The 21,290-nt window shown below is 69.6% G+C and carries 13 protein-coding genes; 9 read left to right on the forward strand and 4 right to left on the reverse strand.

From position 1 onward, the window contains the following. Positions 1-71: 71 nt before the first annotated feature. Complete coding sequence (locus QSK25_RS26540; RefSeq protein WP_285642169.1) at positions 72-1,232, forward strand: MFS transporter; 1,161 nt, start codon at positions 72-74, stop codon at positions 1,230-1,232. On the opposite strand, the gene QSK25_RS26545 is transcribed toward QSK25_RS26540, so the two are convergent. Together QSK25_RS26545 and QSK25_RS26550 are read right to left on the reverse strand one after the other, a co-directional pair. Beyond that, on the reverse strand, positions 1,162-2,760 hold the full coding sequence (locus QSK25_RS26545; protein ID WP_285642171.1) for an ABC transporter permease: 1,599 nt from the start codon (positions 2,758-2,760) through the stop codon (positions 1,162-1,164). The genes QSK25_RS26540 and QSK25_RS26545 overlap by 71 nt on opposite strands. Next, positions 2,757-3,644: an ABC transporter ATP-binding protein gene (locus tag QSK25_RS26550; RefSeq protein ID WP_285642172.1), complete on the reverse strand. Its 888-nt coding sequence runs from the start codon at positions 3,642-3,644 to the stop codon at positions 2,757-2,759. Before QSK25_RS26550 ends, QSK25_RS26545 begins: the two co-directional genes overlap by 4 nt. A gap of 83 nt (positions 3,645-3,727) precedes the next feature. Between QSK25_RS26550 and QSK25_RS26555 the strand changes: the two genes are divergently transcribed. Together QSK25_RS26555 and QSK25_RS26560 are read left to right on the forward strand one after the other, a co-directional pair. Next, complete coding sequence (locus QSK25_RS26555) at positions 3,728-4,225, forward strand: GbsR/MarR family transcriptional regulator (RefSeq protein ID WP_285642174.1); 498 nt, start codon at positions 3,728-3,730, stop codon at positions 4,223-4,225. A gap of 136 nt (positions 4,226-4,361) precedes the next feature. Next, the gene (locus QSK25_RS26560) at positions 4,362-5,174 is read left to right on the forward strand and encodes a methyltransferase domain-containing protein (RefSeq protein ID WP_285642176.1); all 813 of its coding nucleotides are present in this window, start codon (positions 4,362-4,364) and stop codon (positions 5,172-5,174) included. Here QSK25_RS26560 and QSK25_RS26565 read toward each other — a convergent pair whose 3' ends face one another. Beyond that, positions 5,175-6,275 carry a S1 family peptidase gene (locus QSK25_RS26565; RefSeq protein ID WP_285642177.1) on the reverse strand — a complete coding sequence of 367 codons (1,101 nt, stop codon included), beginning with the start codon at positions 6,273-6,275 and terminating at the stop codon, positions 5,175-5,177. It abuts the gene before it with no gap. Between the two features lie 500 nt (positions 6,276-6,775). Between QSK25_RS26565 and QSK25_RS26570 the strand changes: the two genes are divergently transcribed. Next, complete coding sequence (locus QSK25_RS26570) at positions 6,776-8,485, forward strand: S8 family peptidase (protein WP_352236371.1); 1,710 nt, start codon at positions 6,776-6,778, stop codon at positions 8,483-8,485. Positions 8,486-8,625: 140 nt separating this feature from the next. Further along, positions 8,626-9,393, forward strand: coding sequence for an ATP-dependent Clp protease adaptor ClpS (locus QSK25_RS26575; RefSeq protein ID WP_285642181.1), 768 nt, complete (start codon positions 8,626-8,628; stop codon positions 9,391-9,393). Here the strand turns inward: QSK25_RS26575 and mshC are convergent. Beyond that, the gene (gene mshC, locus QSK25_RS26580; protein ID WP_285642182.1) at positions 9,390-10,628 is read right to left on the reverse strand and encodes a cysteine--1-D-myo-inosityl 2-amino-2-deoxy-alpha-D-glucopyranoside ligase; all 1,239 of its coding nucleotides are present in this window, start codon (positions 10,626-10,628) and stop codon (positions 9,390-9,392) included. The genes QSK25_RS26575 and mshC overlap by 4 nt on opposite strands. Positions 10,629-10,864: 236 nt before the next feature. On the opposite strand from mshC, the gene QSK25_RS26585 reads away from it, so the two are divergent. From QSK25_RS26585 to QSK25_RS26600, 4 genes are all read left to right on the forward strand, one after another. Further along, on the forward strand, positions 10,865-15,019 hold the full coding sequence (locus tag QSK25_RS26585; RefSeq protein ID WP_285642183.1) for a glycoside hydrolase family 2 TIM barrel-domain containing protein: 4,155 nt from the start codon (positions 10,865-10,867) through the stop codon (positions 15,017-15,019). Between the two features lie 64 nt (positions 15,020-15,083). After that, the gene (locus QSK25_RS26590) at positions 15,084-15,938 is read left to right on the forward strand and encodes a slipin family protein (protein WP_285642185.1); all 855 of its coding nucleotides are present in this window, start codon (positions 15,084-15,086) and stop codon (positions 15,936-15,938) included. Between the two features lie 133 nt (positions 15,939-16,071). Next, positions 16,072-19,965, forward strand: coding sequence for an AAA family ATPase (locus tag QSK25_RS26595; protein WP_285642186.1), 3,894 nt, complete (start codon positions 16,072-16,074; stop codon positions 19,963-19,965). Beyond that, positions 19,966-21,285: an esterase/lipase family protein gene (locus QSK25_RS26600; RefSeq protein WP_285642187.1), complete on the forward strand. Its 1,320-nt coding sequence runs from the start codon at positions 19,966-19,968 to the stop codon at positions 21,283-21,285. Positions 21,286-21,290 lie beyond the last annotated feature (5 nt).

Genomic DNA, 21,290 nt, shown 5'->3' on the forward strand with positions numbered 1-21,290 from the left:
ACTTAGCGACAACAACCACTTTTCGGCGCTCTCCGCCGCTCACCGCAATAGGGTGGGCGGCGGAGGTGTCTGTGGGACGGTTGGCACGCGCCGGGTTGTACGCGGGCGCGGTGATCGGGCCGTTCGGCGGCGCCGTCACCACGTCGATCCTGCCGGAGATCGGGGCCAGCTTCGGCCGGTCACCGGGCTCGGCCGCGGCGACGCTCACGTACTACCTGGTGCCGTTCGCGGTGCTGATGCTGGCTTCCGGGACGCTGGCGCAGCGCTGGGGTCCACAACGGACCGTCCGGATCGCGTACGTCGCCTACGCCGTCACGTCCGCGCTCGCCGCCTGCTCGTGGACGTTCGAGGTGCTGCTGGCCTCACGGGCGTTGCAGGGCGCGGCGAACTCGTTCACGACGCCGGTGCTGCTCGCGGTGATCGCCGCCTCGACGCCGAAGGAGAAGCTCGGGCGCGCCCTCGGCCTGTTCGGGTCGATGCAGGCGGCCGGGCAGACGTCCGCGCCGCTGGTCGGCGGGCTGACCGCCGAGATCGACTGGCGGCTGGCGTTCGCGGTGATCGCCGTCGTCGCCGTCGGGCTCGCGGTGCTGGGCGTGCCGCAGACCGACGCCGAACCCGAACGCGACGCCAGCCTGCGCAGCGCGTTCGTGCCGAGCACGCTGTGGCCCGCGCTGGTCGGGTTCATCGGCTGGGGCTGTCTCGGCGGGTTGTCGTTCCTCGTGGCGTTCCGGCTGGACGACGTCTTCGGGCTGAGCGCGGGCCAGCGCGGCGTGCTGCTGACCGGGTTCGGCATCGTCGGGTTCCTGACCGCGCGCTACGTCGGCAAGGCGATCGACCGGTTCGGCGCCGGCACCACCGCGATCCTCGGCGCCACGCTCGGCGCGGCGATGGTCGCGGCGGTCGGCACGGCGCCGTTGGCCGCCGTGGTGGTGTTGTGCTGGGCGTTGACCGGTGCTGCTGGTCAGGGTGTGTTGGTGAGCATCAACGCGTTGGTGTTGCAGAGCGAGAACGCCAACAGGGGCGGCAGCGTCAGTGTCGTGCAGTCGCTGCGCTTCATGGGCGCGGCCGCGGCCCCGCTGGCGTTCGTCCCGCTCTACCAGTCCCACCCGTTGCTGGGGTTCCTGGTCCCCGCCGGTCTGCTGATCACGATCCCCGCGATCATCACGTGGTCACGTCGCGCCGGCGGAACCCGGCGACCCCCGCCGCCAGGAGCACCACCGCGACCAGCGTGAGCCAGGCGAGCGGACCGAAGGTGATGTCCGGGTACTTCGGGACGTGCGTGAACGGCGAGACGTCGATCATCCACTGGTCGAGCTGCAACGCCGGGCCGAGCAACGTGAGCACCAGCGCCACCGACACTGCCGCCCAGCTCACGGCCGTGAGCTGGGGGAACAGTCCGAAAAGGACCAACGCCACGCCCGCGATCACCCAGGCCGCCGGCAGCTGCACCAGTGCCGCGCCGAGCAGTTTCGGCAGGACGGTGCCCACGTCGTCGATCTGGACGCCGTAGACCAGGCCGAGCCCGAGCCCGGACGCCGCCAGCACGAGCGCACCGCCGGCCAGGGCGAACACCGCGTGCGACGCGACCCAGCCCCAGCGCGACACGGGCGTGGCGAGGATCGGCTCCGCGCGGAACGACGTCTCCTCCGAGCGCAGCCGCAGGATCGCCTGCACCAGGTAGATCGACGTGATCAGGCCGAGCAACTGCGTCACCGTCGCGAAGAACGCGTCCACCATCGCGTCGGCGCCGCCGATCTTGCTGACGATCTGGCCGAGCGTCGGGTTGTCCTGCACCATCTGCCCGACCGCCTGCGCGACGCTGCCGTAGATCACGCCGACCGCGAACAACGCGAGGGACCAGCCGATGAGCGAACCCTTCTGCAACCGCCAGGCGAGCCCGAACGGCGTGCCGATGGTTCCGGTCGGCGGTCCGAGACGTGCGGCCAGCAGACCGAGGCCCACGTCCCGTCGCGTCACGATGTACGCGGACACGCCCACGAGCACACCGAACGCCACGAGCGGAAGCAGCAGCACCCAGAACCTGTTGTCCGCGAACGACCTGACGTGCTCGGTCCAGCCGATCGGCGAGAGCCAGGTGAGCCACTGCGGCCCGGACTCCCCCGCCGCGTCGCCCGCGGCCCGGAACATGTAGGTCACGCCGAGGAAGCCGCCCGCGATCGCGTTGGACACGCGGGAGTTCTCCGAGAGCTGCGCGGTGAACGCGCTGACGCCGGTGAACACGAGGCCCACGCTGGCCGTGGACAGGCCGAACGCGAACGCGCCCGCCGGGTCCAGGTCCTTGCCGATCAGCGCCAGCGCCTGGAGCACGCCGATGAGCAGGCTCGTGCCGCCCGCGACGATCACGGCGGCGGTGAGTGACGCGTGCCGTCCGACGACCGTGGCGCTGATGAGTTCGGTACGGCCGGCTTCTTCTTCTGCGCGCGTGTGCCGGGTGACGACCAGCATGGCCATGATCGCGATGAACAGGCCGGAGAAGACACCCCAGCGCCACACGACCAGACCGCCGAGCGACGACCAGTCGTGCAACGGGCCGAGCATGGCGAGGAACGCCGAGTTGGCGTTCGCGGTGATGCCCAGCAGGTCCCGTGACTGCTGCGTGCCGTACAGCTCCTCGAGCGCGGTCGTCGTCGAGTAGGTGACGCCGACCAGGAAGAGCACCCAGATCGGCAGCAGGATCCGGTCCCTGCGCAGCGCCAGCCGGACGAGGTGGCCGGATCCGATCAAGGCCGTGCCGATCATCTCGCGTCCTCGTAGTGGCGCAGGAACAGCTCTTCGAGGGTCGGCGGCTGCGAGGTCAGCGTGCGCACGCCGGTCGACACGAGCTGCTTGAGCACGGGGTCGAGCTCGTCCGAGTCGACCTCGAACCTGACCCGGTTGCCCTCGGCGACGAGGTCGTGCACGCCCCTGAGGTCCGCGAGGCCGCCGGGCGGGCCGGCGAGCTCGGCGGAGATCGACGTGCGGGTGAGGTGCCGCAGGTCGGCGAGGGTGCCGGTCTCGACGATGTGGCCGCCCCGGATGATGCTCACCCGATCGCACAGGGCCTCGACCTCGGCGAGGATGTGGCTGGAGAGCAGCACGGTGCGGCCGCGCTCGCGTTCGTCGTTGATGCAGTCCTGGAAGACGGCCTCCATCAACGGGTCGAGGCCCGAGGTCGGCTCGTCGAGGATGAGCAGTTCGACGTCGCTCGACAGGGCGGCGACCAGCGCGACCTTCTGCCGGTTGCCCTTGGAGTAGGTGCGGCCCTTCTTGCGCGGGTCCAGTTCGAACCGCTCCAGGAGCTCCTCGCGGCGGGCCTTGTTCAGGCCGCCGCGGAGCCGTCCGAGCAGGTCGATGACCTCGCCACCGGTCAGGTTGGGCCAGAGGTTGACGTCGCCGGGCACGTAGGCGAGCCGACGGTGCAGGGCCGCGGTGTCCTTCCACGGGTCGCCGCCGAGCAGCCGCGCGGTGCCGGAGTCGGCACGCAGCAGGCCGAGGAGGATCCGGATCGTCGTCGACTTGCCGGCACCGTTCGGGCCGAGGAAGCCGTGCACCTCACCGGTCTGGACGTCCAGGTGGAGATCGTCCAGTGCACGCGTCGGGCCGAAGGTCTTCACCAGGCCCGACACGGATATCGCGGATGTCATGCCGCGTAAGCTACACTTCTTTCACAACTTCGTGAAGCACGTAAATTTTGCCCGATCGGCTGACGAAAGGGGATGATGCCGCCGTGACGAGTACTACGGAGCGTGACACGCAGGCGGTGAGCCAGTTCGTCGAACGGTTCGGCGGGATTCTGGCGGACACCGGCGTGCCCCGCATGCCGGCTCGCATCCTCGCGGCGCTGCTGACGACGGATTCGGGACGGCTCACCGCGGCCGAGATCGCCGACCTGCTGCAGATCTCCCCGGCGGCGGTGTCGGGCGCGGTGCGCTACCTGACCACCGTCCAGATCGTCAGCCGCGAACGCGAGCCCGGATCGCGCCGCGACGTCTACCGGATGCGCGACAACGTCTGGTTCGAGGCGACGTTCCGCAAGGACCAGATGCTGGGGATGATCGACGAGATCCTCACCGAGGGCGTCCATGCGCTCGGCCCCGCCACCGACGCGGGGCTGCGGCTGGACGAGACCCGCGAGTTCTTCCGGTTCGCGCACGCCGAACTCGGCACGATGCTCGACCGCTGGCGGGTGCACCGCGAAAAGTGGCTGGAAGAGCGCCAGGGCTAGTCGGTACGGTCTGCGCCAATGGCGTTCCTGAGCGTTCCGCACTGCTGTTTCGTGTGATTTGAGGGCTTGAGGGCGACACCGCCACCGGTGTCGCCCTCCTTCGCATGCCCGTCTCACACCAGCCCAGGAAGTGCTCATGCCTTTTCCGCATGCCCTCGAACAGTCTCTTGACCTGCTGCGCTGCCCCGCCTGCCGGGAGCGGTTGTGGCCCGGTGACGGCGCGGTGCGGTGCCCGTCTGGCCACACCTTCACCCTCGGGCGCCCCGGCTACGTCAGCCTCCTGGCGGACACCCGCGCCACCAGCGGTGACGATCCGGGCATGGTCAGTGCCCGCGACCGGTTCCTGACCGGCGGCCACTACTCCCCCGTCCGCGAGGCCGTCGCCGCGCTGGCGTCCGCCTCGCGGCCCACGACCGTGCTGGACGCCGGGTGTGGCACCGGCTACTACCTCGCCGGAGTGCTCGACCACCTGCCGCAAGCCCGTGGGCTCGGGCTCGACACGTCCGTGCGTGCGTTGCGTTCGGCCGCACGAGCCCATGCCCGAGCAGCGGCGGCGGCGTGGGACGTGTTCCGGCCGTTGCCGCTGGGTGACGGGGTGGCGGACGTGGTGCTGGACGTGTTCGCGCCGCGCAACCCCGCCGAGTTCCGCCGCGTGCTGCGCGCAGACGGCCGGTTGGTCGTGGCGCGGCCGACGTGGCGGCACCTGGCCGGGCTGCCGACGGCGGCCGACGTCGACCCGTCCAAGGAGGAACGTCTGCGCCTGGCGCTGGACAGGTACTTCGCGCCGGTCGTCACCGAGCACGTCACGTACTCGATGGCACTGGACGAGCAGGACGCCGCGGACCTGCTCGCGATGACGCCGAGTGCCCGGCACGCGCGCCGTGAAGCGCACGTGCCGGGCACTCAGATCACCGTGTCAGTGCTGGTCACGGCATACCAGGCCAGGTGATCAGCCGGTGGTGAGGGTCAGGCCGTAGGCCTCCAGGATCTCGTTGACCGGCTGGTAGTAGGTCGTGCCGCCGCTGGTGCAGTCGCCGGAGCCACCCGAGGTGACGCCCTGCGCCTGCGTGCCGCTGACCCACGAGCCACCCGAGTCACCGGGCTCCGCGCACACGTTCGTGCGCGTGAGGCCGCTGACCGAGCCCTCCTGGTAGTTCACGGTCTGGCTCTTCGCCTGGACCTCGCCGCAGTGCCAGCCCGTGGTCGAGCCGGAACGGCAGATCGACGCGCCCACCGCGGACTCGGTGTGACCCGAGACCACGACGTCCTCGCCGCCGTAGTGGTTGACCTTCGGCGTGGAGGTCCACGACGAGTTCGTCCTCACGAACGAGTAGTCGTTGCCCGGGAAGGACGACTTGTCGAACTCACCCATCGCGGTCTTGTCGACGCCGGTCACCGTGTCGCCGGGCGACCCGCAGTGGCCGGCCGAGACGAAGCCGCCCTCGACCGCGAAGCCGACGGAGCAGCGTCCGGCGTTGTTGATGTAGTACGCGTCGCCACCGCGGGTGTCCTTGAACAACCGCGGGGCCTCGTCGGTCTCGACGACCTTCGCGACCGTGCCCGCCTTCTCCACCAGCGGCTTCGCGGCGTCGGACTGCCCGCGCTGCACGGTGATGGTGACGGCGTTGGCCTTCGTGTCGACGTACCACCCGGTGACCTCGACCGGAGCCGGCGTCGCGTCGAGCTTCTGCTTGGCCGCGTCGAGGTCGCTGGCCTTGTGCGCGACCGTGCGGGGCTCCGCTCCGAGCCTGCGCAGACGGTCCGTCTTGGCCGCGTCGGTCACGCCCACGACGAGCTTGCCGGTGGCCGCGTCGAACCACGCGCCGCCGAAGCTCTCACCGGCGAACCCCTCGGCCACCCGCTGCAGGGCAACGGCCGCGCTCTCCTGGCGCAGCCTCTCCGCCGCCTGCGTGGCGTCCAGTCCCAGGTCGCGCTGCATCGCGGCGAGCAGGTCGGCAGAGGGTCCCTCGGCGGCGACGGCGGCAGGGGATGCCGTGGTCGCGAGAGCGCCTGCCAACACGGCCACAGCTGCGACAGCCATGCGCTTCATAGGCATTTCTCCTTGATCTTCGGTTTGTGCAGGGCCGGTGTAACGCCCGACCGGGCAACCGCGATAGGGAGATCAGCTGTGCTGCAACACAGCCTGTACGACACCGGATGCATGGCGTCCCCAGGCGGCGAACTGCCCGTTCAGTTCGTTCCTCCGTCTGGGGGACGCTACTTCGGCATGTCTACCGGACGGTAGGGTCGATCGAGGGGTGGACCTCGCGGCGTCCGAGTTGATATAGGGAATGCAAATGCCTTCTCTCAGCCTATTTCCGTGACGCAGAGCAACCATTCGCCCTGCCACGAAATGTCAAATCTGTCAACAGTTCGCACTCGACGGCGTATCCCTCTGACCTGCGGTTTAGGGCTAGCGTGCTGGTCACCCTGTTCCCTGCACGAGGGAGAAACCCTGCCATGCGAAGAGTCTTGGGTGCGGGACTGACAGCCGCTGCCGCCTTGTGTCTGGCCGCCGCTGTGGTTCCAGCCGCTTCCGCTCAAGAAAACGTGGGGACGATTCTCGGCGCCGACCGCGCCGACGTCGTGAAGGACAGCTACATCGTCTCGCTGAAGTCCGGCACGGCGTCGAGGGCCGCCGCTCCGGGCCTCGCGTCGAAGTACGGCGGCCAGGTCGGTCAGGTCTGGCAGCACGCGCTGAACGGCTTCTCGGTGAAGATGACGGCCAAGCAGGCCGCCCGTCTCGCCGCGGACCCGAACGTCGCGTTCGTCCAGCAGGACGCCGAGGTGCACGCGCTCGACGTCCAGCAGAACCCGCCGTCCTGGGGCCAGGACCGCGTCGACCAGCGCGACCTGCCGCTGAGCAACAGCTACCAGTACGACACCACGGCGTCCAACGTCACCGCGTACGTCATCGACACCGGTGTGCGCACCACGCACAGCACGTTCGGCGGCCGCGCCTCGTGGGGCACCAACACCTCCGGTGACGGCAACAACAGCGACTGCAACGGTCACGGCACGCACGTCGCCGGCACCATCGCGGGCTCGCAGTACGGCCTCGCCAAGGCGGCCAAGATCGTCGCCGTCAAGGTGCTGAACTGCTCCGGCTCCGGCACGACCGCCGGTGTCGTCGGCGGCATCGACTGGGTGACGGCGAACGCGGTCAAGCCCGCCGTCGCCAACATGTCGCTCGGTGGTGGCGCGGACGCCACCCTGGACGCGGCCGTGCGCCGTTCCATCGCCTCGGGCGTGACCTACGCGATCGCGTCGGGCAACTCGAACACCGACGCCTGCAGCACCTCGCCTGCACGCGTCACCGAGGCCATCACGGTCAACTCCTCGACGAACACCGACGCGCGTTCGTCGTTCTCCAACTACGGTTCCTGCACGGACATCTACGCTCCGGGCTCGAACATCGTGTCGGCGTGGAACACCAACGACACCGCCACGAACAACATCTCCGGCACGTCGATGGCCACCCCGCACGTCGCGGGCGCGGCGGCCCTGTGGCTCGCCACGCACCCGACCGACTCCCCCGCCGCCGTGTGGAACGGCATCAACGCCGCCTCCACGCCGAACAAGATCACCAACGTCGGCGCCAACACGCCGAACAAGCTGCTCTACACCCTGTTCGGCGGCGACCCGCAGCCGGGCAACCCCTCGGTGACGAACCCCGGCACGCAGACCTCCACGGTCGGCACCCCGGCGTCGTTGCAGCTCTCGGCCTCGGGCGGCACCGCGCCGTACACCTGGTCCGTGAGCGGCCTGCCGGCCGGCCTGTCGGCGAACGCCTCCGGCGCCATCTCCGGCACCCCGACCACGGCGGGCACGTCCTCGGTGACCGCGACCGTGACCGACTCGGCGAACAAGACCGGCACGGCCACGTTCTCCTGGGTCGTCAACGCGGTCGGCGGCAGCTGTGACGCCCGCACCAACTCGACCCCGGTCGCCATCCCCGACCAGTCCACCGTGACCAGCACGATCGTCGTCTCCGGCTGCGCGGGCAACGCGTCGGCCACGGCGTCGATCAAGGTCGCGATCACCCACACCTACAAGGGCGACCTCGTGGTCGACCTGGTCGCGCCCGACGGCACGGTCTACAACCTGCACAACCGGACCGGTGGTTCGGCCGACAACATCAACGAGACCTACACCCGCAACCTCTCCTCGGAGGCGGCGAACGGCACCTGGACGCTGCGCGTGCGTGACGCGGCGTTCCTCGACACCGGCACGCTGAACAACTGGACGCTCGACGTCTGAGCGCTCCACCGCTGAACGAACCGCCCCCGGTGCTTCCGCCTCGGGGGCGGTTCCTCCACCCGGCGAAGTACGCGCGCCGGTGCTCGAACCGCAATCCGTCCGACACCGGTCCATTGCGGCCGTAACGCATACTCTCGTTCGTGAATCCTGGGGAGAGATGGAACGTCGTCGTGCACAACGACGACCACACGCCGTTCGCCGTCGTGTGGCACCTGATCCGCAAGGTCTGCGAACTCGACGCGAACACCGCCTACGACCTGACGAACCTGATCCACCACAGCGGACGCGCGGTGGTCGGCGCCTACGACCGGGACGCGGCGGAGTCCGTCGCCCTGCGGTTCGTGCGGGCAGGTGTGCGGGCGACGGTGCTGCGCGGTGTGATGACCGGCGACGAGCCGATCTTCACCGCCGAGCGGGTCGACGGGGGCGTCCGGGTGATGGTCCCCGAGGAGTTCGCGCGGGCCTGGGAACCGGCGTTCCGCCTGCTGGAGAACCTCTACCGCCGCAACGCGATCGTGTACGGGCTGCGCTTCCCGCGACCGGCCATGACGCGCCGGCCGTTCCTGCGCAGGATGTTCCCGGACGTCGCCGGGTCGCGGTGGCGGTCGGCGCTGGTGCGGCGCAGGAACCGGGAGCTGCTCGCGGACCGCGCCCTCGTCGACCGGGTGTGGGACCAGTGGATCAACGCCGAGTCACTCGTGCTGACCACTGCCGAGGCCGAGGACTGGATCGTGGTGTTCGGCCAGATCCGCGCGGTGCACCTGCAGCTGCGCAAGGCGACCGCGCTGCACTTCCACATCCTCGCTCACATCCAGCACCAGCTGGTGGCGGCGGTGGACCCCGAGGTGCACGTCCCGGAGCAGGCGCCGGGAGCCGTCACGCAGACGGCTCCCGTGCAACCTGTTTAGAGCTCCACGCCCAGAAGGGCGTCCACGGCGGTACGGACCTGCGACGGTCCGTGCTTGTCCGACCCGCCGTGCGTCAACGCCTCGTCCGCCCACGCGTCGATGGCGGCCAGCGCCTTCGGGGTGTCGAGGTCGTTGCCGAGGTGGTCGCGCAGCCTCGTGACGGTGTCCACTGCGGACGGTCCGCTGTCGAGCGCGGTGGCGCGGCGCCACCTGTCCACGCGGGCCAGTGCCTCGTCGAGCAGGGCCTGGGTCCACGGGCGGTCGGCGCGGTAGTGGCCCGCGAGCAGGGCGAGGCGGACGGCGTTCGGGTCAACCTTCTCGGCGCGCAGCTTCGACACGAACACCAGGTTGCCGCGCGACTTCGACATCTTCTCGCCGTCGAGGCCGATCATGCCCGCGTGCACGTAGTGGCGGGCGAACGGGTGCTCGCCGGTCTGCGCCTCGGCGTGGGCGGCCGAGTACTCGTGGTGCGGGAAGATCAGGTCAGAGCCACCGCCCTGCACGTCGAAGCCCATGCCGAGACGGTTGTGGGCGATGGCGCTGCACTCGATGTGCCAGCCGGGGCGGCCCTCGCCCAGTTCGGACGGCCACGCGGGCTCGCCCTCGCGCTTCATCCGCCACAGCAGGGCGTCGAGCGGGTGGCGCTTGCCGGGGCGGTCGGGGTCGCCGCCGCGTTCGGCGAAGAGCTTCAGCATCTGCTCGGAGGAGTAGTTCGACTCGTAGCCGAAACGGCCCGTGGCGTCGTGCGAGTAGTAGATGTCCGGGTACTCGGCGTCGTCCGCGCGGTAGGCGTGACCGTCGGCGACGAGCTTCGCGACGACCTCGACGATCTCCGGGATGGCCTCGACGATGCCCACGTAGTCCTGCGGCGGCAGCACCCGCAGGGCCTCCATGTCCTCGCGGAACAGGGCGGTCTCGCGCATGGCGAGCACGACCCAGTCGTCCTTGTCGCGCTCGGCCCGCTCGAGCAGCGGGTCGTCGACGTCGGTGACGTTCTGGACGTAATGCACGTTGTGCCCGTTGTCGAGCCACACGCGGTGCACTAGGTCGAACGCGAGGTAGGTGGCGGCGTGGCCGAGGTGCGTCGCGTCGTACGGCGTGATGCCGCAGACGTACAACCTGGCGGTGTCTCCTGGAGCCGTGGGGCGCACTTCGCCCGTAGCCGTGTCGAACAGCCGCAGCGGGCGGGGGTCCCCCGGAACCCGCGGCACAGGAATGGATGACCAGGTCTGCATGCATCCGACACTAACGCGTGCCGCCGTACGGAGTGCGATTTCCGGCTGTTGGGACGACCACGATCGATTCGTTCGGACAGAAAGACAGGACATCCGTTGACGGTCCGGTCGCGTCGCCCCTAGCTTCCGAAGGCATGCTTCGTGTCGTCGTAGCCACGGTGGTAGCGCTCTCACTGTCCCCTGCAACCGCATCGGCCGAGCCGCTGGATGCGTTGGCGTACCTGGAGAATCCCCGGATGACCGGGGAGCACCAGGAGCCTCCGCACCCGGACCTGAGGCCCGAGCGGCGGCTGAGCCTGAACGGGGACTGGCGGCTGCGGATGTTCGACCGGCCGCAGGACGTCCGCGACACACCCGACGGCTGGCGCACGGTGCAGGTCCCCCACACGTGGCAGACGGACTTCCTCGACCACCCGATGTTCCGCAACATCCCCACCGAGCTGTACCCGGACAACCCTCCGTCGGTGCCCCACGACGTCAACCCGACCGGGGTCTACGAGAAGACGTTCGTGCTGCCGTCCGACTGGGACCGCACGCTGGTCCGCTTCGAGGGCGTGACCAGCGGGTACTTCGTCTGGGTCAACGGCGAGTACGTCGGTTACGACCAGGGCGGCTACACGCCCGCCGAGTTCGACATCACCTCCAGGCTCAAGGCCGGCCGCAACACGCTCAGGCTGCAGGTCCACCGCTGGGGCTCCGGCTCCCACCTGGAGGACTACGACCAGTGGCGGTTCTCCGGCATCTTCCGCGAGGTGTGGCTCTACTCGACGCCCCAGACCTACCTCGCCGACGTCACCATCAGGACCGATCTCGACGCCGAGTACCGCGACGCGACGCTCAGCGCGGACGTCAGGATCGGCGGCCCTGCCGCCGGTCACACCGTCCGGACCAGGCTCTTCGACCCGCGGGGCCGCGAGGTGCCGGTCGTCGGCGGCAAGGTCGCGAACCCGCTGAAGTGGACCGACGAGACCCCGAACGTCTACGAGCTCAAGATCGAGCTGTTGAAGGACGGCCGCGTCGTGCAGACCGGCACGCAGCCCGTCGGGTTCCGCGAGATCGAGATCATCGACCGGCAGCTCAAGATCAACGGCCAGCGGGTGCTGTTCCGCGGCACCAACCGGGCCGAGACCAGCGTGCACGGCAGCCGCTACGTCACACGTGCTGACCAGCAAAAAGACGTCGAGCTCATGAAACGCTTCAACATCAACGCCGTGCGCACGTCGCACTACCCGAGCGACCCGTACTTCTACGAGCTGGCGGACCGCAACGGGTTGATGATCGCCGACGAGGTGGATGTCGAGACCCACCACCACGACGGCTGCCCGGACAACTGCCTCGCCGAGCGCCCCGAGTGGCAGGACGCGTTCCAGGACCGGTTCGTCGCGATGATGCAGCGCGACAAGAACCACCCGAGCGTGGTCATGTGGGACACCGGCAACGAGGCGGGCCTGGGCAAGGCGCACCACACGATGGCCGAGTACGCGCGGAAGAACGACAGCCGGCCGCTCTACCACCAGCCGAACGTGCCCGACGGCGACGCGCCGTTCGCGGACGTGGCCGGACCGCGCTACCCGTCGCCCGCGAGCCTCGAAGCCAAGGCCAAGACGACCACCAAGCCGATCATCATGGGCGAGTACGCCCACGCGATGGGCAACAGCCTCGGCAACTTCAAGGAGTTCTGGGACGTCGTGCGCGCCTACCCGCAGGTGCAGGGCGGGTTCATCTGGGACTGGGCCGAGCAGAACATCGCGCTCCCGCTCTACACCACCCCCGACGACGCCAACGGCATTCTCACCTACCTCTCCGGAAAACCGTCCCACGTGGACGGACCGCACGGCAAAGCGTTGCGGCTCAGCGGACTCGACGACTTCGTCGAGGTCTACCGCGACCGCGAACTCGACGAGGTCAGCACCGGGCTGACCCTCGACGCCCAGGTGAAGCCCGACACCTGGACCGGCGACTTCACCGTCATCTCCAAGGGTGACCACCAATACGCGCTGAAGATGTCCAACGCCACGACGCTGGAGTTCTTCGTGCACAGCGGTACCTGGCGCACGGTCCGTGCGACCGTCCCGGCGGACTTCTACGGCAACTGGCACCGCGTCACCGGCACGTTCGACGGCACGAGGCTGCGGCTGCTGATCGACGGCCGCGAGGTCGCCACCACGGAGTTCACCGGCACGATCGACTGGTCGCACTGGCCGGTCAACATCGGCCGCAACGCCGAGACCATGCAGGAGAACGTGGGCACGCGGATGGCGCACGGCAGCGTGGACCAGGTCCGCGTCTACCACCGCGCCCTCACCGACGCCGAACTCGCGGCCGACCCGAAGCGCGAGGCCGTGCTGGCCCTCGACTTCGAGACGCTCGAGGACAAGGGACGCCACCAGTCGTACGGCGCCGGCACCGGCGGTGTCGACGGCGTCGTCTGGGCCGACCGCAGGCCCCAGCCCGAGACCACCGAACTGATGGCCGTTCATTCACCCATACGCTTCTCCTTCTCCGGCAACGACCTCACGATCGTCAGTGAACGCCGGTTCACCGGCACCGACGACCTCGAACTGCGCTGGCAGGTGCAGGACAACGGCCGCACCGTCGCCCAGCACCGCGGCCCGCTGCGGCCGGGCACCGTGACGCTGCCCGACTTCCACGCGGACACCGACCGCTGGCTGACCGTGCGCGCGACGGACCGGCGCGGCACCGATGTCGGCATCGCGCAGTTCCCGCTGGGTGGCTCGCAGATCGCGGGCCTGCACGCCCCTGGAACGCCCGGAAAGCTCACCACCACCCAGACCGGGTCCGAGATCGTGGTGTCCGGCAAGGACTTCCGGTACGTCGTCAGCAAGACGTCCGGCACTCTCACGTCGATGCGCGTGCGCGGCACCGAACTCCTGCGCACGGGCCCTGAGCTCGACGCGTGGCGCGCGCCGCTCTCGAACGAGTTCATGAGCGAGGACTCGTCCTGGTACCGCAACGGCCTCGACCGCCTCAAGACATCACCAGCCGACATCACTGTCTCACAGGGGTCCGACACTCTGATTTCGGTGAGGTCGACGGCTCAGGCCGTGGCGGACGCGTCGTTCGGGCAGACCTTCACCTACCGCGTCACCGGCTCCGGTGAGATCCACGTCGGGCACCGGGTGGCGGCGCGCGACCGCATGCGCGACCTCAGCTACCTGCCGGGCATCGGGTTCACGCTGAAGGTGCCCGACAGCTTCGGCAGGTTCACCTGGTACGGCCGCGGCCCCGGCGAGAACTACGACGACCGCAAGTCAGGCAACCCGATCGGCGTCTACCAGTCCACCGTGGACAAGGAGTTCAACGACTACTACAAGCCGCAGGACTTCGGCAACCACGCCGACACGCGCTGGGCGACGCTGTCCGACGGCCGCGCGGGCCTGCTCGTCGCGGGCGACCTGGACGTCCGCGTCTCCCGCTACGACGACCTCGACCGCGCCGCGCACCCGTTCGCGCTCAGGAAGAACGACGGCTGGACCAGCCTGCACGTGGCGCACCGGGTGACCGGCGTCAGTGAGACGTTCCACGAGCCGCTGCCGCAGTACCAGGTGGAGGCGGGCAACGAGTACGCGTACTCCGTGCTGCTGCGCCCGCTCACGCCCGTGGAGGCGGCGACGGGACGACTGGGCCACCACGTCGACTGCGCCCCCACGGCACAGCTCGACGCCGCCGACACCGTCCTGGAACCGGGCGAGCAGGTCGAGGCCGAACTGGTCGTGACGAAGCCCTGCCCCGGCACCACCACCGCGCGGCTGACCGCGCCGGACGGCTGGTCCGTCACCCCCGGCACCGTGGACCTGTCGAGCGGCTCGGCGAAGGTGACGATCACCCGCGAGGGCGGCCAGACCGGCACCCGCCCGGTCTTCGCGGAGATCAGCAGCGGCAAGGGGACCACGAGCCTCACCGCGGACTTCACCGCCACCCCGCGCCCGCCGTCCGGCGACACCGCCGTGTCCGCGCTGGAGTTCCTGGACGAGCGCAACGGCTGGGGCCCGCTCGAACGCGACCGCAGCAACGGCGAACAGGCCGGCGGCGACGGCAGGTCGCTGAGCATCCGCGGCACGGCGTTCGACCGCGGCGTCGGCGTCCACGCCGACTCGGAGTTCCAGGTCTACACCGGCGGCAGGTGCTCCAGCCTGACCGCCACGATCGGCGTCGACGACGAAACAGGCGGCTCCGGCAGCGTTCGCTTCGAAGTGTTGAAAGACGACCGATCGGCCTACCGGAGCGCCGTTCTGACCGGACAGAGCGCAGCCGTCCCGATCACCGTGGACACGACCGGAGCAACCGTGCTGACGTTCCGGGTGACGGACGGAGGCGACGGCAACGCCCACGACCACGCCGACTGGGCGGTGCCCGTCCTGCGCTGCTGAAAATTGTCGGACCCCAGGCGTACCGTCGGAGATCAGGGCATTCGCCGGTCGAAGGGCGGGTCTCATGATCGTGGAAATCCTCGGTGGACTGGCGGCGTTCGGCGCCCTCGGCCTCGCCATGAGCGCACGCGTGATCAAGCAGTTCGAGCAGGGCCTGGTCTTCCGGTTCGGCAAGCTGCAGGAAGCCGTCCGGGGGCCGGGCCTCACCATGCTGGTGCCCGGGGTGGACCAGCTCCGCAAGGTCAACATGCAGATCGTGACCCTGCCCGTCCCCGCGCAGGACGGCATCACCCGGGACAACGTGACGGTGCGCGTGGACGCCGTCGTGTACTTCAAGGTGCAGGACCCGACGAAGGCCGTCATCAACGTGGAGGACTACCGCTTCGCCATGCTCCAGGTGGCGCAGACGTCGCTGCGTTCGATCATCGGCAAGAGCGAGCTCGACGACCTGCTGTCCAACCGCGAGAACCTGAACCACGGCCTGGAACTGATGATCGACACCCCGGCGCTGGCGTGGGGCATCGACATCGACCGGGTGGAGATCAAGGACGTCGCCTTGCCGGAGAGCATGAAGCGCTCGATGTCCCGCCAGGCCGAAGCGGAACGTGAACGCCGCGCGCGCATCATCACCGCCGACGGCGAGCTCCAGGCGTCCAAGAAGCTCTCCGAGGCCGCGGGCACGATGGAGGAGACGCCGGGCGCGCTGCAGCTGCGGCTCCTGCAGACCATCGTGGAGGTGGCGGCGGAGAAGAACTCGACGCTGGTGCTGCCGTTCCCGGTGGAGCTGCTGAGGTTCCTGGAGAAGAACACGAACCTCGAACTCCCCCGGCACCCGGAGCCACCGGCGGCGCCACCCGGCCCGGCCCCGGACCTGCCCGCACCGCGGCTCGAGCCGGTCAAGGATCCGGACCAGGCGTGACCGAGGCGCTGTCCGCCCGCCCCGCCCGTGCCGGCGCGGGCGGACGGCACCTCTCCCCCGCGTTCCTCCATGTGAGTTACCCGCCGTAACGCCGCACTCCGGCGGGCGACGTGTGGACAGGGGGTAGTGAGGCATGCAGGAGAGGGTCAGAGGCAGGTTCGTCGGCATCGGCGTCAGCTCCTACGAGGCGCTGCAGCCGCTGCAGCACGCCGTCAGCGACGTGCGGGAACTGCACGCCCTCCTCAAGGGCTACGACGGCGAGCCCCTGGCGGACCCGGCCGAGTTCGAGGTCCGCACGTTCATGAAGGGCCTCAAAGGATCGCAGGACGGCGGCGCTCTGGTCGCTCTGTGGAGCGGGCACGCGATCCCGGAGGACAAGAGCCTCATGCTGCTCGCGAAGGACAACAGCGGCGACGGCGACGGCATCGGGCTGTCCGAGTTCGCGGCGTGGTGTGCGCGATCGGGAGCTCACCAGGTCCTCGTCGTCATCGACGCCTGCTACGCCGGCGCCCAGCTGGACCAGGTCATGGGGTCGATCGCGTCCGTCCAGGACAACCTCTTGCAGGGTCAGGTGCACTGGGCGGGCGTCCTGGTGTCGTGCTCGGGCATCGAAACGGCACGGGACGGGCTGTTCGGCGGGAAACTCCGCAAGCTGCTGCGTGCCGGTCCCACGGCCGTGGAGGACGCACGGCGGTGGAGCGACCGCATTGCGTTGGTGGATGGTGGTGCGGTCGGCACGGCGTTGCTGAACGCGTGGGACAGCGACATCCAACGGCCTCGCTTCATGCAGTACGGGTCCGCACAGCCGATGTTGCCCAATCCGCTCTATGCCGCGAACACGGTCGTGAAGCACCTGCTGCTCGCGGCGCGCGGCGGTGACTCGCAGGACAACAGGTCGTGGTTCGCGGGCCGGACCGCGCAGGTCGACCAGGTCGTGAACTGGGTGAGGTCCGGGGTGCCCGGGCTGCGGGTGGTGACGGGGTCGCCGGGCACGGGCAAGTCCGCCCTGGTCGGACGGGTGGTCAGCCTCTCCAACCCCGCCGAACGCGACCTGCTGCTGAGCGCGGGGCCGTCGTTCCGGCACGCCGATCCGGGGCCCGACTCGGTCGACGCGGCCGTGCACGCCCGCGCCATGGACGCCGACCGCGTGGCCGACCTGCTCAGCCGCCAGCTCGTCGCGGCCGGACTGATCGCCGCACCCGACGGGCCGCGCCGGGGTGCCGCCGAGCTGGTCGGCGTCGTCAGCGCGTTGACCGCGCCACCCGTGCTGGTGGTGGATGGTCTGGACGAGGCGCGCGGCGAGTCGTTCTCGATCGCCACCTCGTTGCTCACCAAGCTCGCGGGCTACGCCGTCGTGATCGTGTCGACGCGGCAGGCGCACCGGGTCGCGGGTGGTGCTCCCCTGCTCACCGAACTGGCGCCGGCCGAGGTGCTCGACCTCGACCAGGCCGACAACGAGACGGACGTGCGCGAGTACGTCGTGGCACGGCTGGGGCCGGGCGCGCCGCGGTCCACCGTGGACGAGTTGGCGAAGCTGCCGTTCCTGACCGCGTGGATGATCACCGACCAGGTGCTGGCCGACGGTGGTGCCGACCTGAAGCTGTCGCTGGACGCGGCGTTCGACCGTGAGCTGGCGAAGGTGCCATCGGCGCGTGCGTTGCTCACGGCACTGACGTGGAGCTACGGCGCGGGGTTCCCCGAGGCCGAGTGGATGGCCGTGGCGCAGGCGTTGTCCGGCAAGGAGTTCAGCCGTGACGACATCACTGCCGTGCTGACCGAACTGGGCCGTCACGTCGTGCAGGACGGTGAGGAAGGCACGGCGGTTTTCAAGCTCACGCACCAGACGTTCGCGGACCACCTGAGGCCGCAGTTCGCACCGAGCCGGGAGGTGGTGTTCGCACCGGGCGCGGACCAGGTCGCGTGCGCGTTGATCGGGCTGTACCGGCAGCGCATGGAGGCGGGCGTGCCGCCGAACGTGCCGGGCTACCTGTGGAAGTACGCGTGGCGGCACTGCGGGCACGCCGGCACGCGGGCGTTGGACGGGCTGCGGGCGCTGGCGCGGATGAACCGGATGTTGTTGCCGGACATCGCACTGGCGACCACGACGGCGGCGAACGAGCTGATGCACTGGGGCCGCGGCGAGGAGGCCATCGCACCGCTGGAGGAAGCCGCCGAACACTTCCGCGCGCTCGTCCCGACGGTGCGGATGTACCTGGCGGACCTGGCTTTCGTGCTGAACAAGCTCGGCAGGAGGTTCCGGGAGGCGGGCAGGCTGCAGCAGGCCGTGGCACCAGCCGAAGAGGCAGCCGTGCGGTACCGCGAGCTGGTGGCGTCGACACCGACGACGGCGGAAAGCCTCACGCACAAACGGTTGGCACAACGCATCGCGAAGACGACGGCGCACGGTGGCGAGAACCCGACGTACGCGGCACACCTCAGCGGCGCGTTGGTGGACCTGAGCGAGGTCTACGCGATGCTGGGCCGTAGGCGAGAAGCGTTGTCCACGGCACGTGACGCCGTTGCGGCCGTGGACACCGGTGCGCCGCACGCGCGCGCGATGACGTGCCTCGCGGCCAGGTGCAGTGACTCGGGCCTGCGCTACGAGGCCATGCAACGCTCGAAGCAGGCCGTGGAGCTGTACTACGAGCTCGCCCAGACGAACCCGGTGTTCCTCGCGGACCTGGTCAGCGCGCTCGTCGAACTGAGCCGCGACCACCTGGCGCTCGGCAGGCTGTCCGAGGCCGACGCCACGACCCGGCAGGCCGCGGAGATCAGCGGCACGCTCGGCCGGCACGCCGCGTTCCGCCCCCAGCTCGCGGACGCCGCGCTGAGCCTGAGCGTCGCGTACAGCATGGTCGACCGCACCGACGCGGCACTGAACACCGCGCGTCAAGCAGCAGACCTCGCCGAGGGACTTCCCGTGCACGGCCAGGCGCTGCACAACCTGATGCGCCGCCAGCGGGACGCGGACAAGCCGAGGGAAGCCCTCGCGACGGGTCTGCGGACCATCGAGGTCTGCCTCCTGCCCGAGAACACCGACCGGCTGTCGACGCTCGCGGCCGCGTTGTTCACGCTCGACACCGTCTGCGCGGGTCTCGGGCAACCGGAGATCGTCGACGAGGCCTGGGAGAAGGTCACCGCCCGGTTCAACGGCCCATACCTCGCCACGTTGCTGATGTTGCGGGCGGCCGCGACCAGAGCCGGTGACCCGGCCGCGGCGAAGTGGCTGTGCCAGGCCCTCACCCACGTCGGCCAGTCACGGCAGGCGACCCACGACGTCCATGACATCGCGCGCCGCCACTACGACTCCGGGCCGTGGCCGTGGGACAGCACCCCGGACTGGTTGACGGTCGATCGCACGCTCCTCAAGACCGCACGGTCATGGGTGTTCGCACGGTCCTATGTCGAGGAACGGGCGATTCTGCTCGCACACCCCGAGTTGTTGTCGACCGAAGCGGATGTCGCCGTCACGGAGGCGCTGTACGGCACGAGCCTGATCGAAGCGCAGGTCATCCAGTCCCGCCGGACGACCGCGCAACAGCAGGGAGTCGCGCTCGCCTACCGGCCGTGGCTGCTCGCCAGCCTCGCGGACGAGTTCGTCGACGCCGGCCCCGCCCGCCGCCGCGAGCTGCTCGCGACGCGCCGGGAGGAGTTGCTGGACAAGGAAGTGCTGAAGAACGTCCGCGACAACAGGCCCGTGCACGCGATGCTGCTGCTGGCCGACGAGGACGGCGACGTGCTCGATCTCGTGCTGGACGCCGTGGAGGACCCCACACGCGTTACGGACATCCTGCGCTCCCTCGCAGCACACGCCTCCCCTCAGGCGCTGACACAGGCCGTCACGGCGTTGGAACCACACGCGTTGGCAGCGCTGTACAAAGCGGTCGCGCGCGCTCGTGCCGGTGACGAGCGCCTGGCGTTGCCCGCCCCGAGCCAGCGCCTGACGTGGATCCGCGAGCTGACCTACCTCGTGCCCGCGAACCTCGCGCTGCTCTCCCTCATCCGCAAGCTCGCCGAGGAGTCCTAGATGAGCGATCTCGTCGTCGTCCTGCCCGGCATTCTCGGCAGCACCCTGCGCAACTCCGACGGCATGGTCTGGGAGGTGTCCGGCAAGGCCGCGTTGCGCGCGGTGCTCACGCTCGGCCGCAGCCTGAAGCAGCTGAAGCTGCCGGACGGCATCGGCGACGAGCACCCCGGCGACGGCGTCGAACCGGTGGGGCTGATGGCGGACCTGCACGTCATCCCGGGCATCTGGACGCCGTTGAAGGGCTATGACCGCGTCACGCGCCGGATGAACTCACTCGGCTACACGGTCGAGAAGGGCAACCTGCTGCTGTTCGCCTACGACTGGCGCCTGTCGAACCGCTACAACGGCGCGTTGCTCGCTCGGCGCGTCGACGAGGCGTTGGACCGCATCGGCCCGAACGCCAAAGTCAGCTTCGTGTGCCACTCGATGGGTGGGCTGGTCGCACGGTGGTGCATCGAGCAGTGCGGGATGGCCGAGCGGACGGCGAAGCTGATCACGATGGGCACGCCGTACCGCGGTGCGGCCGCCGCGCTGGACCAGCTGGTCAACGGCGTGCGCAAGGGGCTCGGGCCGTTGGCGGTCGACCTCACGGAGTTCGCGCGGTCGATGCCGTCGCTGCACCAGCTGCTGCCCGAGTACGCGTGCATCGAGTCGCCGAACGGCCTGCTCAAGACCACGGAGGTGTCGTTGCCCGAGCTCGACACGAAGATGGTCACGGACGCGATGGCGTTCCACGGCGCGTTGACCGACTCGTTCGCCGATCAGACGTACGCGATCATCGGCGGTAAACAGCCGACGGCGACCACGGCTCGAATTGCCGACGGCAAAGTCACCTGTTATCGGACATATGAAGGCGACGATCTTTACGGCGATGCGACCGTGCCCGCCGTGGGAGCCGCACGGCGTGGTTTGGCGTTGTCGTCGAACACGCTCCACCGTGTGACGGAGCAGCACACGTCGTTGCAGGACAACGCCGCTGTGCTCGACGCCGTGGAATCGTTCCTGACCTCGAAGGCCATCGTCCCGCGCACTGTGATCAACACGGAACCGCAGGTCAGCGTGCCCGATCTGGCACTCGTCGGGGAGGGCCTCGAGGTCACGGTCGAGCTGAAGCACACGACCCCGCGGGCGGTGAAGGTGGCGTTGCTCGACGAGAACGGCAAACAGGTCGAATCGCGCGCCCCGGCGATCTCCGAGAAGATGTCGGTCAAATTTGACGAATTGGCCCCCGGCGCTTACTACGTGCAGGTCAGCGGTATCGCGGTGGGTGCTCCGGTGGTCCCGGTGACCGCCGCGGCGCTCGTCGTGGATTGCCCCTGAGTCTG

The organism is Lentzea sp. NBRC 102530 (assembly GCF_030269365.1).
Classification (GTDB): Bacteria; Actinomycetota; Actinomycetes; order Mycobacteriales; family Pseudonocardiaceae; genus Lentzea.